This is a genomic window from Pseudomonas sp. GW531-T4 (assembly GCF_017349615.1).
Classification (GTDB): Bacteria; Pseudomonadota; Gammaproteobacteria; order Pseudomonadales; family Pseudomonadaceae; genus Aquipseudomonas; species Aquipseudomonas chlororaphis_I.
On the sequence record NZ_JACMZT010000014.1, the window covers coordinates 44,542 to 56,100 of the forward strand.

Below are 11,559 nucleotides of genomic sequence, written 5' to 3' on the forward strand. Positions count from 1 at the left end.
ATCCAAAAACCTGACCTGAGGCAACGGTGCCGATCGCAAGCCTGGCCCGGGTTTTCCGTAGCGGACATTGCGCCTTATCAGGTTGCTTGCGCTTTAGGGTTTACCCTACAGATCCCGCCGTGTGGGGTTCTTACCATGGAGACCTTGCTTCATGGAGGTCTACCACAATGCGTTACAAATATTGGAAAGCAGGCCTGATCACTGTCGTATCGTCGATCGCCTTGCTGGGTTTTTCCGAACAGGTGATTGCCGATACAACACCTCGTCCCCAGGCGCAGAAGCACATCGTCTGCAATCCGCAATGTGCACAGGTAAGCGCTTCTCCAGCGCCAGCCCCACAGCCGGCTCAATCGGTACCTGCACAGCCTGTATACAAGCAGTCGGGCACCACGGGTAAACGTAATCCGTTCTCCTATGACCGTTTGCCGGCAATGGACGGCAAGGCCGCACGCGCGCCGTTCGCTTCGGCAAACCAGGCACCGGTGCAAGCGGATGATTTATGGCAAGTCGTCTCGCTGGCGGTCAGTCATTACCCATCGATTCGTGATGCGGCGTCGGTCCTTGAGGAGCAACGTGAAGGCGTCGATGTTGCACGCGCCGGTTACCTGCCAAAAGTGGACGTGGGTATCAGTTCCGGTCGGCAGAGTTTCGGCAGCAACGGTCAGGCCCTGTCGCTCACGGCCAGCCAGATGCTGTATGACTTCGGCAAGGTGGGCGGTGCTGTCAGCGAGGCCGAATCCAACGTCGTGCTGCAACAAGTGAAATGGCAGGGCGAGATCGACGACATTGCCCTGCAGGCCGCCGAGGCGGTGATCGAGGTTCGTCGCTACGAAGCGCTGGTCAATGCCGCGCAATCGCAAAAAGAACAACTGAAAAAACTGCAGCAATTGGCTGCGCGCCGGGTCAGTGAAGGGGCCAGCACCCAGGCCGACCTGATCCAGGCGCAATCGCGGGTCGAGGCGGCCGAAGCGTCGCTGCTCGCCAGCCAGACTCAACTGAGCCAGCAACGCAGCAAGCTGCGCACCCTGATCGGCCAGGAGCCGCTCAACAAGATTGCGGTGCCCGAGAATCGTTTGGTCCAGGCCCTGGCAACCATTGATCCCAATGTGGAAATGACCATTGGGGTGCAGCAGGCCGAAGCCGAATGGAGTGTCGCCCAGGCGCAAGTCAGCCAGGCCCGAGCCAACGCCAAGCCGACCGTATCCCTGGATGCGGGCGTCGATAAGTACCTGGGAAATGTCCCCACCGGTCGGGACGAGTACGCCTACACCCTGACTGTCAGCGTCAAGCACAGTCTGTTTGACGGCGGGGCGCCATCGGCGCGGATTCGCGGGGCGGGCCAGGCAGCCCGTGCCGCCGAAGAGCGCATCCATACCCGCAAGCTCGAAGCCCAGAATTCCTGGTTCCGCCTGCAAGAACAAATGGCCGGGCTGTCGAGCCGGATCAAGGTGCTGGGTGACCGCTACAAAAGCATGGTCGATACCCGTGCGCTGTACGAACAGCAATACCTGGCGCTGGGTACGCGGTCCTTGCTCGATCTGTTGAACGCCGAACAGGAAATCTTCCAGGCCCAGACCGACCAGGAAAACTCCCGGCACGACCTTTGGCTGGCCCAGGTGAACTACATCAATGCCACCGGCCATATGCGTAACGTATTCGCCCTGATGGGAGCCTCATCATGACTACTATCCCCAAAGCCGATTCCTCGACCGTTGTGACGGATGTGGCAAATCCCTGGTTGGACGCCATGCTGCAAGTGGCCCGGCATTACCGGTTGGAGACCTCGGCAGAGCGCGTGCGCGTCATGCTCGACTGGCAAGCCGAGCATCCGGCCGATGTACAGCTCAAACAGATGGCCCGCGACATGGGCATGTCGCTGTGCTTCGAAAAGCTCGACAAAGGCATCCTGGACCCTTGGCGCCTGCCGGTGGTGGCTGAGTTCGACAACGGGCAGGTCGGCGTCATTGAAAGTGTCGACAACGGCCAGTTCGCCGGTGTGCGCTTGAGTGGTGAGCAGGGTGTGCTGCAGGCCTTGCCGGTAGACGAAGTCTGCGCGCGAGTGCAACGGGTTCTGCTGTTGCGTCCTGAAGTGTCGGCGCCGGATGCCCGGGTCGACGACTACATCAAGCCTTATGAAGCCAACTGGTTCTGGAAACTGGCGCTGCACGACTGGCGGCGGTACTCCGATGTGATGCTGGCCTCGCTGATCGCCAACGTCCTGGCCCTGGCCGCCATGCTGTTTTCGATGCAGATCTACGATCGGGTGATTCCGGCCCAGTCCGAGCCGACCCTGTGGGTGCTGTTCGGCGGGGTGGTCATAGCGATCGTCTTCGAGTTCTGCATGCGTCTGTCGCGCACCCATCTGACCGACAAGATCGGCAAGCGCGCCGACCTGCGGATTTCCGATCGGGTCTTCGGTCATGCGTTGCGCATTCGTACCCAGGACCAGTCGAAGTCCACCGGCTCCTTCATCTCGCAGATCCGCGAGCTGGAGCAGGTGCGTGAGTTGATCACGTCCACCACCGTGAATGCCTTGGCGGACCTGCCGTTCTTTTTCCTGTTCCTCGGTGTGCTGTGGTACGTCGGCGGGATGATGGCCCTGGTGCCGCTGGCGATCCTGCCGCTGCTGATCATTCCCGGCCTGCTGGCCCAGCGCTGGTTGGCCAAATATTCCAAGGAAGGCATGCGCGAAGCGTCGTTGCGCAATGCGATCCTGATCGAGGCGGTCCAAGGCAACGAAGACATCAAGCTGCTGCGCGCCGAGCAGCGCTTCCAGACTCAGTGGAACCACCTCAATCAGGTCTCGGCCGACATCAGCATGCGCCAGCGCTTCATCACCGGTGCCTTGATGACCTGGACCCAGGAGCTGCAATCGCTGGTGTATGTGCTGGTGATTCTGGTGGGCTGCTTCATGGTCATCAGTGGCGACCTGACCACGGGCGCCTTGATCGGCACCTCGATCCTGTCGTCGCGGATGATTGCGCCCCTGGCTCAGCTGTCCGGTGTCATGTCGCGCTGGCAGCAGGCCAAGGTCGCGCGTGAAGGCCTGGATGAATTGATGAAGCGCCCGGTCGACCAGCCCCTGCATAGCAAGATGTTGCACCGTCCGGTGATCCAGGGCGACTACCGCTTCGAGGGCGTGAAGTTCCGCTACGAGCAGCAGCAGAAGCAGCCATCGCTGGAAATCCCGGGCTTGACGATCAAGGCCGGCGAGAAAGTGGCGATCCTGGGCCGCAACGGCGCAGGCAAGTCGACCTTGCTGCATCTGTTGTCCGGCTTGCAGGCCCCCCAGGAAGGAAACGTACTGCTGGACTCATTGAACCTGTCGATGATCGACCCTTATGACGTGCGCCGTGATGTGGGCTTTCTCAGCCAGCAGGCCTCGCTGTTCTTCGGCTCGCTACGGGACAACATCATCATGGGTAAACCCATGGCCACTGACGACGAGATCATTCAGGCCCTGACCTTGAGTGGCGCGCTGTCCCTGGTGCAGTCGCTGCCCGATGGCCTGGATCACCAGATCCGTGAAGGTGGCAAGGGCCTGTCCGGCGGCCAGCGGCAAATGCTCTTGCTGGCTCGTACGTTGATCCGCAACCCCCGCGTGCTGCTGCTGGACGAGCCGACCGCCTGGCTCGACGAACTCAGCGAACAGCACCTGATTGAAAAGCTGCTGCCGTGGCTCGAAGGTCGCACGCTGATCGTCGCCACACACCGGCCGGCCGTCCTCAAGTGGGTGGACCGCATCATCGCGGTCGACAAGGGCCGAGTGGTTCTGGACGACACCAAACACATCGTCATCGGCCAGATGAGCAAGCCGCGCGCATCCGCTGCCTGATCGCCGAACGGGAGAGATTATGAACATCAAATTACCTTCATCCGATCGCTTGAACCCGATCAATTTCAGCCTGACCCGTCCGGACCTGTTCGAAGCTCACAGCCGTCTTCCGCGGGCATCCTGGTTCATCTGGCTGACCTTCGCCGGCCTCGCCTTGCTGTTGGTCTGGGCGTACTGCTTTACCCTCGACGAGGTCTCCAGCGGCACCGGGAAAGTGATTCCCAGCTCACGGGAACAGGTCATTCAATCCCTCGAAGGCGGGATTGTGGCGCAACTCAACGTCAAGGAAGGCGATGTGGTCCAGGCCGGGCAAGTGCTTGCGCAACTGGACCGCACACGTTCCGAGTCGTCGGTGGACGAAAGTTCTTCCCGGGCTCGTGCCGCCCTGGCAACGGCCACCCGCTTGCGGGCGGAGGTCGAGGGGAGCGACCTGACGTTTCCCGACTATGTCATGGAGGATCCGGCCCTGGTGCGTTCGGAAACGGCGTTGTTCAAGTCGCGTAAAGACAGCCTGGCCAAGAGCCTGGCGGGCATTCAGGAAGCGCTGACCCTGGTCAGGCGCGAGCTGGTGATGACCGAGCGCCTGGCCAAGATGGGCGCGGCCAGCAACGTTGAAGTCCTGCGCCTCAAGCGCCAGGCCAACGAACTGGAAATGAAGGCCAACGATACGCGCACCCAGTACCTGGTGCGTTCGCGTGAAGAACTGGCCAAGGCCAACGGCGAAGTCGAGGCCCAGCAATCGGTGACCCGTGGGCGTGCCGACATGCTGTCGCGCCTGACCGTGATGTCGCCGGTGCGCGGCGTGGTGAAAGACATCGAGGTCAACACCGTGGGCGGTGTCGTCCCGCCGAACGGCCGGCTGATGGTGATCGTGCCGATCGAGGATCAATTGTTGGTGGAGGCGCGGATCTCGCCGCGGGACGTCGCCTTCCTGCATCCGGGCCAGCGGGCCACGGTAAAGATCAGCGCCTATGACTACGCCATTTACGGTGGCCTGGAAGGTGAAGTGGTGACTATCTCGCCAGACACCATCCAAGACGATGTCAAACGCGATGTCTATTACTACCGGGTCTTTGTCCGTACCCAAAGCGACTCGCTGTTCAACAAAAGTGGCGAAGCCTTCCCGATCTTTCCCGGGATGATCTCCACCGTGGACATTCACACCGGCAGCAAAACGGTTTGGGAATACCTGGTCAAACCGCTCAACAGGGCTCGCGAAGCCTTGCGCGAACGTTAAGCATCACCTGCTCCATACAACATCATTTGCACGCTGGGTTGGCCTTCGGGCGGCCCAGCGAGGACCTTGTCATGGCTAAAAAAGCTCGAAAATCCGGTATTCCGGCAATCCGCAATTCGGCGCAGTTATTGGTCGAAACCGCTGGCAAGCGCGCCAAGGCTCTGCATCAGCAAGGGCGCTACGAAGAGGCGCTCAATGTATGCCTGCAGGCAATCCGCATGAGCCCCGGACTGACGCAAGCCTGGACCGATGCGGCGATCAATTGCCTGAAGCTCGAGCGTTGGCAGCAGGCTGTGGGCTATGCCGAACAGGCGCTGGCGCGTGGAGGACGCAGTTTTGCCTTGTTCGACGCCTTGTCCCATGGTCATGGTGCTTTGCGGCAATGGGAGGACGTCAGGAAGTACGGTTTGATGGCCTTGCAACTGCGGGATCAGCGTTTCGGCGTGACGCCAGCGACGCCCCATGCGCCACCGGAAATGCCGCCTTTGCCTTCCATGCAAACCCGGGATAAGAACATCATCGCGTTCTCGTTATTCGGTGCCGACTCCAAGTATTGCGAAACGGCAGTGCTCAACGTGATTGAGCAACCGATGATCTATTCGCATTGGACATGCCGTTTTTATATCGACGACAGCGTGCCATCGAGCGTGGTCGAAAGACTGATCGCAGCGGGAGCGCAAGTCATACAGGTCGATGAACAGGACCTCGGCTGGCCCGGCCCGATGTGGCGGTTCCTCGCGTTGCAGGACCTGCACTTGCACCGAGTGCTGTTCCGGGACGCTGACTCGGTGATTTCGACCCGAGAGGCCGAGGCGGTCGAGGAGTGGTTGCACAGTGATTGCAGGTTCCACTGCATGCGCGATTGCGGCACTCATACCGAGTTGATGCTGGCGGGGTTGTGGGGCGTGGTGGCCGGTGCTCTACCGCCATTGGAGCAGTTGACGCAATCGTTCTTCAGCGCCGGTGTCGAGTCGCCGCATTTTGCAGATCAGTATTTCCTGCGCCAGTACGTCTGGCCTTATGCACGACAGAGCCTCCTGCAGCATGATTCGATGTTCGGTTTCATGCAGGCGCGGACTTTTCCGGGTGGCCCCATGCCGACTGATTTTCATGTCGGCTATGCCGAAGGATCACCGCTGTTCAAGGCCCGGACGGAATGGGCTGATGGCACCCCGGTGCAATGGACACTACTGCTCAAACAAGCGGAGCAAGAGGTCGTGCTCTGTCGCTATCCTGGGGTGGTGAAGGAGGGGCTGGTAACCGCGCATATCCCGGCGCGATTTGCCAGGATGATCAGTAGCACGGAGGCGGAGGTCAGGTTGACACGGTCCGTTGAAAGGCATGGAGGCATATAGCTTCTGCAGGAGCGAGGGAGGGAACGGGTCCTGGTGCGCGATGAACGATAACTCGGTGGTGAAGATGCACAAGGCGTTCAATGGCGAAGTGGAGGAGCCGCAGCCAGCCCCTGACAGCACGCCGCCAGCGAAAGGGGCAGGCACCTTGCTGCCCGGCCTCGAGAAGGCCTCCCGGGCCTAACGTTCGGGCCGCCTACAAAACCTTGCTCATAAAGACCCGGCTGCTGCCTTCGGGGTCGCAGGGGATTTCGCCGAAGCGTTGCCAGCCGTGTTTTTCGTAGAAGGACGGCGCCTGGAAGCTCAGGGTGTAGAGCACGGCCGAGCGGCAGCCGCGGCGCCGGCCTTCGTCTTCGCACGCCTGCAGCAGCTGGGCGCCGAGGCCCGCGCCGCGCAGGCTGTCGGGCAGGTAGAACAGGTCGATGAACAGCAGGCCCAGGGAGGTGCGGCCGCTGATGCCGCCCAGGACCTGGCCGGTCTCCGGGTCCTTGAGTTCCACGGCCAGGGGCTGCCGATCGTGGTAGCCGGTCATCTGCGCATTGAAGGTGGCGAGGCCGTTGCCGAGCAGGGTTTCGAAGCTGCTGTCGAGGGTGTCGCTGATGACGATCGTGGGGCTGGCCGTGACGGCGGGTTTCATAGGGGGCATTCCAGTTCAGGCGTCGCGCAACAGGTCGTGGGCGTCGAGCAGGCGGTAGGCGATTTCCGGGTTCTTCTCCAGGCCACGGCGGATCGCGGCGGGGATCGATTGGCGGGTCTTGCGGCACAGGCCCGGCAGCTCGTCGAGCTGGATGGCGATGCCGCGCATGCTGCGCACTTCGTTGAAGCTGGGGGCAATCTGCACGCGGATGCCCAGCAATTCGTACATCCGCCGCTGCATGTGTTCGAGGTCGCTCAGGCTTTGCAGGTTCTCCAGCCGGTCGAGCAGGCGCTTTTCCTCCTGGCGGGTCAGGCCGAGGATGCGCAGGTCGGTGCCAGGGGTTTGCAGCAGGCGCTCGCGGTCGCAGTTGCAGGCGCCGGGCGGGCAGGGCTGGCGGATCTGGAAATCGGGCATCTATGGACTCCACTCGAAGCGATCGCGGATCGCCGTTGCCCACGGGGTTGCCTGGAAATATACACAGACGGGGCAGGCTGTGGCGCGGGATTCGCCAGCCACACCGTCGGTTTTTTCAGGGCTGCCGGCGCCGCCACCACAGCCGGCCGTAGACCAGGACGTTGATCAGCAGCACCAGCGCGCCGAGGACCAGCTGGATCTGCGGTGTCAGCCCGGCCGGGTAGATCAGCGGGATCAGGTAGTGCTCGATGAAACCGTCGCCATAACCCTGCTGGCCGGCGCCGTGGCGCAGGCGGTTTTCCCAGTCGGTCAGGGGGCAGGGCAGGTGGAAGACTTCGACCGCCACGCCCCAGGTCGCGGCGGGCAGGTGCAGCCAGGCCAGGCGCGGCCACTTGAGCACCAGCAGGCCGCCGAAGAGTACGAACAGGATGAAGGTCAGGTGCAGCGAAACCAGGGTGTCGGCGGCGAAGCGGTAGAGCATGTCGAGTCTCGTTGCGGTCAGGGGTACGGCAGGGGTTCAGGTTCGCGCGCGGTCGAACCAGCCCAGCGCGGTGCGCCAGATGCAGATGCCGAGGAAGTACGCCGACATCGCCAGCCACAAGCCCATCACCCAGGGACCATTGTAGGGATGGTTGACCACCAATGACAGGCTGCACAGCAGCCAGATGGCGGTCACCGCGATGTTCACCGGCATGAAGCGGCGCACGCGGAAGGGGTGGAGGAATTTCATCCGGGTCAGGGTCAGCAGCGCCAGGACCACGATGCTCGAAAGGCTCAGCCAGGGTGTCGGGGCAAGGATGTACAGCGCCAGCGCCACCACGTTCCAGGCCGCGGGAAAGCCGACGAAATAGTTGTCCTTGCTCTTCATGTTGACGTTGCAGAAGCAGAACAGCGACGACACCAGGATCACCGAGGTCGCCAGCAGCGCGCTGTAGTCCGGCAGCGGGATGTAGCGATAGATGAACAGCGCCGGGATGAACACATAGGTCAGGTAGTCGATCACCAGGTCCAGCACCGAGCCGTCGAAATGTGGCAGCACCGACTGCACATTGACCTTGCGCGCCAGCGAGCCGTCGACCCCATCGACGATCAGCGCCACGCCCAGCCACAGCAGGCAGGCCTTGGGCTGGTTGTCGAACAGCGCCAGGGTGGCGAGGAAGGCCGTGACCACGCCGGTCGCGGTGAAACCATGGGCGCCCCAGGCTTTGAGACTGGCGATGTGTCGGGTCGTTATCACGGGTGTTCTCCAGGAAATGAAACCAGCCGTACGACGCCCCATTGGAAGAAACGGGGGCTTATCGCCAAACCTGGCCAGACTGCATCTATCGACCGGGCCGGCGGCGATAAGGTTCACCGCTGCCCGCGTCTTTGTCAGGCCACTCATGGACTTGTCGGCGTGCAGCATGGCGCCCAAGCCCGTGGCGGCTCCTAAGACTGTAGCCACAGTTTGGCGAGGACGGGCCCTGGCGAACGCGAATTTCTTCACGGCGCTGGGGGAGGCAGGGCGCCCACCGTGGCATTCACTTCCGGTGTCGCGGTGCTACATCCCGTTGGCGAAGGGCACGGCGCGGATATCGATGCGCGAGCGCAGGTGCTTCATCGCACCGGCGTACTCGGCCAGGACCTCCAGGGTCCAGTCGGCACGAGCGCGCAGGTGGCGTTCTTCGGGCGTGGGCTCGGCATGCGCATTGAATGCGCCTTCCACCTGGCGAACGATCAGCTGCTCCGGCAAGTAGCAGATCCGGCAGTTCTTGTAGCTGGAGACGCGCAGCTCGGCGAGCGGATAGGCACCACCGAGGCCGGCCGAGACCCCGACCAGCAACGCCGGCTTGTGCCCCAGCTCGGTGTGGCCGGCATACACGAAGAAGTTCTTGATGGCCGGGCAGGCCATGCCGTTCCACTCCGGTGTCACCACCACCAGCGCGTCGGCCTGGCGCAAGGTGGCCGAGTATTGGCTCCAGGCATCGTTCGAGTCCGGGCTTGGCCAGAGCGGCAAGGGCGAGCGCCCGAGGTCGAGCAGCGTGACCTGCTCGCAGAGTTTCAGCTGTTGCAGGCGTTGGCCCAGGTAATGGGCGACCTTGGCCGACTGGCTGTCGGGCTGGCTGGAGCCGGCGAGCAGCGCGATATGCAGGCTCATTGCACCACCTCCTGCTTGGCTTCGGGCCGCGCCACGGGTTTGGGCGAGCGCACCAGCGGCCAGAACAGTTCCTGCTGCCAGCTGATGGGGCGCAAATCCTCGATGCCATAGGCGCTGGGCCGGCGGCGGGTGATTTTCGCGGTGCCGAACAGCACGTCCCAGAAGAACAGCAGATTGCCGAAATTACCCTTGTAGTGGGTCACCCCGTCATGGGCGCTGAGGCCGTGGTGGGCGGAGTGGGTGGAAGGGGTCGAAATGGTCCGCTCCAGCAACCACATCAGTGGGCGCAGGGCCGGGATGCGATAGAGCCGGTCGTCCCAGGCGACGCTGCTGTGGGCGGCGAAGATCACCGTCATCTTGACGATCAGGTAGCCGTAGTAGACCGGCGCCAGGCCCATGTAGATCAGCAGGCCAGAGAGCCAGATGCCCGGCATCAGCAGGTAATAGAAACTGTTGTTGCGGTAGACGATGCGGATGCTCATGTACGGCGCCGAATGGTGCGCGCGGTGCAGCGCGTAGAGGAACGGCAGGCGGTGGGTCAGGCGATGCCACCAGTACTGGGTCATGTCATCGAGCAGCAGGAACAGCGCCGCGCCCGCCACCCAGTGCAGGTCGCCCAGGCTGTTCTTCAGCGACGGCGCGAAGGTGTCCAGCAGCAGGGTGCTGAGGAACATCACCAGGGGGAAGGTGAGGCCCAGCAACAGCGAGGAACCGATGATCTCGATCAGCACATCGCGGCGCTGGCCCTTGGGTTGGCGAAAGCAGGTACAGGCGATTTCCAGGAGGATGAAACCGAGGAAAATCCCGGCCACGACCAGGATTGGATTGTTGGCGAGCATTGTTGTATTCATGGCAATCTCGAGTCAGGCCCGACATGGGCATTGCCCGAACAATAAGAAACCAAGAGCCGCCCGGACCCTATGCGCGAACTGGACAAAAACACTGGCGAAGAGGCCAATCAGCCGCTCCGCCGTTTTCACCGGGGCCAGCTCGGCCGGGTGCTGGAACGGGTGCTGCAACGCCAGACCCGCGGCGACCGCCAGGATTACAACCTGCTCGAGCTCGAACAACTGTGGCGCCTGGCGGCAGAGCGCGACCCGGCCATCGGCCTGCACCTGTTCGGCGAATTCACCCCCCAGGACCTGCACGTACTGGCCTACATCTGCCTGTACTGCCCGGACGTACGCGGCGCCATGCAATGCTGGGCCGACTACGCCGCGCTGGCCTCGGACATGGACAGCCTGAGGCTGGTCAGCGACGGCGACCTGCTCGGCGTCGAACTGTGCATCGACGCGCCCGCCAGGCTGACCCGCTACGTGGTGGAGCATTACGGCGTCATGGCCCTGACCCAGATCCGCCACGGCACCGGGCAAGCTGTGCGCCCGGTGCGCGCCTGCTTCAGCCATTCGCGACCGGCTTACCACGAGGAATATCGCCAGTGGTTCGGCGATAACCTCGAGTTCGATTGCCCGCGCAACTGCCTGTACTACGACCAGGCCACCCTGCGCCTGCCGCTGCTGACGCGCCACGCCGGCATGCAGGCGTTGCTGCGCAGCGAGCTGGACCGGCGCCTGGCCCAGCGCGTGCAACTGGGTGGCTGGACCGGCAAGGTCGCGGCCAGCATGCGCGACAGCCTGGCCCGTGGCGTGGTGCCGAGCCTGGAGAACCAGGCCGAGACGCTGTACCAGAGCCCGCGGACCCTGCGCCGGCGCCTGGAAGAGCAGGGCATGACCTTTCGCCAGTTGCTCGATCAGGTCCGCGCCGAGCTGGAGCAGCAGCTGGAGTTTCTCGGCGAGAGCCGCGCCCAGATGGCGGCCCAGCTGGGTTACAGCGACCTCGCGGCGTACCTGCATGCCCGCAAACGCTGGAAGCGCGACTGAATCCAGCACGCGCGCGACATCACAGCAGGTGTTGTGCGGATTCCTGAAAGGAATCCACTCTATAAAA

12 protein-coding genes are annotated in these 11,559 nt (G+C 62.8%); 6 read left to right on the forward strand and 6 right to left on the reverse strand.

The window, feature by feature from the left end:
- The first annotated feature begins 167 nt into the window (after positions 1-167).
- From J4D28_RS13605 to J4D28_RS13625, 5 genes are all read left to right on the forward strand, one after another.
- Positions 168-1,682 carry a TolC family outer membrane protein gene (locus J4D28_RS13605; RefSeq protein WP_009048343.1) on the forward strand — a complete coding sequence of 505 codons (1,515 nt, stop codon included), beginning with the start codon at positions 168-170 and terminating at the stop codon, positions 1,680-1,682.
- Positions 1,679-3,835 (forward strand): type I secretion system permease/ATPase, encoded by a 2,157-nt coding sequence (locus J4D28_RS13610; protein WP_009048344.1) that lies wholly within the window; start codon positions 1,679-1,681, stop codon positions 3,833-3,835. The genes J4D28_RS13605 and J4D28_RS13610 overlap by 4 nt, the downstream gene beginning before the upstream one ends.
- Positions 3,836-3,854: 19 nt before the next feature.
- Positions 3,855-5,072, forward strand: coding sequence for an HlyD family efflux transporter periplasmic adaptor subunit (locus tag J4D28_RS13615; protein ID WP_009048345.1), 1,218 nt, complete (start codon positions 3,855-3,857; stop codon positions 5,070-5,072).
- Between the two features lie 71 nt (positions 5,073-5,143).
- Positions 5,144-6,427, forward strand: a complete 1,284-nt coding sequence (locus J4D28_RS13620; protein WP_009048346.1) for a tetratricopeptide repeat protein — start codon at positions 5,144-5,146, stop codon at positions 6,425-6,427.
- Positions 6,428-6,467: 40 nt separating this feature from the next.
- Positions 6,468-6,608, forward strand: coding sequence for a hypothetical protein (locus J4D28_RS13625; RefSeq protein ID WP_009048347.1), 141 nt, complete (start codon positions 6,468-6,470; stop codon positions 6,606-6,608).
- Between the two features lie 12 nt (positions 6,609-6,620).
- Here the strand turns inward: J4D28_RS13625 and J4D28_RS13630 are convergent, their stop codons facing one another.
- The 6 genes from J4D28_RS13630 to J4D28_RS13655 all read right to left on the reverse strand — a co-directional run bounded on the left by J4D28_RS13630 (position 6,621) and on the right by J4D28_RS13655 (position 10,463).
- Positions 6,621-7,061: a GNAT family N-acetyltransferase gene (locus J4D28_RS13630; RefSeq protein ID WP_009048348.1), complete on the reverse strand. Its 441-nt coding sequence runs from the start codon at positions 7,059-7,061 to the stop codon at positions 6,621-6,623.
- A gap of 15 nt (positions 7,062-7,076) precedes the next feature.
- Complete coding sequence (locus J4D28_RS13635) at positions 7,077-7,475, reverse strand: hypothetical protein (RefSeq protein WP_009048349.1); 399 nt, start codon at positions 7,473-7,475, stop codon at positions 7,077-7,079.
- Between the two features lie 115 nt (positions 7,476-7,590).
- On the reverse strand, positions 7,591-7,956 hold the full coding sequence (locus J4D28_RS13640) for a DUF2784 domain-containing protein (RefSeq protein ID WP_009048350.1): 366 nt from the start codon (positions 7,954-7,956) through the stop codon (positions 7,591-7,593).
- 36 nt (positions 7,957-7,992) lie between these two features.
- Entirely contained in the window at positions 7,993-8,712 is a 720-nt protein-coding gene (gene pcsA, locus J4D28_RS13645; RefSeq protein ID WP_009048351.1) for a phosphatidylcholine synthase, read from the reverse strand.
- A gap of 303 nt (positions 8,713-9,015) precedes the next feature.
- Positions 9,016-9,612, reverse strand: coding sequence for an NADPH-dependent FMN reductase (locus J4D28_RS13650; RefSeq protein WP_009048352.1), 597 nt, complete (start codon positions 9,610-9,612; stop codon positions 9,016-9,018).
- Entirely contained in the window at positions 9,609-10,463 is an 855-nt protein-coding gene (locus tag J4D28_RS13655; RefSeq protein ID WP_009048353.1) for a sterol desaturase family protein, read from the reverse strand. The genes J4D28_RS13650 and J4D28_RS13655 overlap by 4 nt, the downstream gene beginning before the upstream one ends.
- A gap of 69 nt (positions 10,464-10,532) precedes the next feature.
- Between J4D28_RS13655 and J4D28_RS13660 the strand changes: the two genes are divergently transcribed.
- The gene (locus J4D28_RS13660; RefSeq protein WP_016702832.1) at positions 10,533-11,492 is read left to right on the forward strand and encodes an AraC family transcriptional regulator ligand-binding domain-containing protein; all 960 of its coding nucleotides are present in this window, start codon (positions 10,533-10,535) and stop codon (positions 11,490-11,492) included.
- The last annotated feature ends 67 nt before the right edge of the window (positions 11,493-11,559 follow it).

Excerpts from the sequence above, each read along its gene's own strand:
- J4D28_RS13615 (WP_009048345.1), top strand. The coding sequence starts at position 3,855 with ATGAACATCAAATTACCTTCATCCGATCGCTTGAACCCGATCAATTTC.
- J4D28_RS13640 (WP_009048350.1), bottom strand. The coding sequence starts at position 7,956 with ATGCTCTACCGCTTCGCCGCCGACACCCTGGTTTCGCTGCACCTGACC.
- J4D28_RS13635 (WP_009048349.1), bottom strand. The coding sequence starts at position 7,475 with ATGCCCGATTTCCAGATCCGCCAGCCCTGCCCGCCCGGCGCCTGCAAC.
- J4D28_RS13650 (WP_009048352.1), bottom strand. The coding sequence starts at position 9,612 with ATGAGCCTGCATATCGCGCTGCTCGCCGGCTCCAGCCAGCCCGACAGC.
- J4D28_RS13625 (WP_009048347.1), top strand. The coding sequence starts at position 6,468 with ATGAACGATAACTCGGTGGTGAAGATGCACAAGGCGTTCAATGGCGAA.
- J4D28_RS13620 (WP_009048346.1), top strand. The coding sequence starts at position 5,144 with ATGGCTAAAAAAGCTCGAAAATCCGGTATTCCGGCAATCCGCAATTCG.
- J4D28_RS13605 (WP_009048343.1), top strand. The coding sequence starts at position 168 with ATGCGTTACAAATATTGGAAAGCAGGCCTGATCACTGTCGTATCGTCG.
- J4D28_RS13660 (WP_016702832.1), top strand. The coding sequence starts at position 10,533 with ATGCGCGAACTGGACAAAAACACTGGCGAAGAGGCCAATCAGCCGCTC.
- J4D28_RS13630 (WP_009048348.1), bottom strand. The coding sequence starts at position 7,061 with ATGAAACCCGCCGTCACGGCCAGCCCCACGATCGTCATCAGCGACACC.
- J4D28_RS13655 (WP_009048353.1), bottom strand. The coding sequence starts at position 10,463 with ATGAATACAACAATGCTCGCCAACAATCCAATCCTGGTCGTGGCCGGG.
- J4D28_RS13610 (WP_009048344.1), top strand. The coding sequence starts at position 1,679 with ATGACTACTATCCCCAAAGCCGATTCCTCGACCGTTGTGACGGATGTG.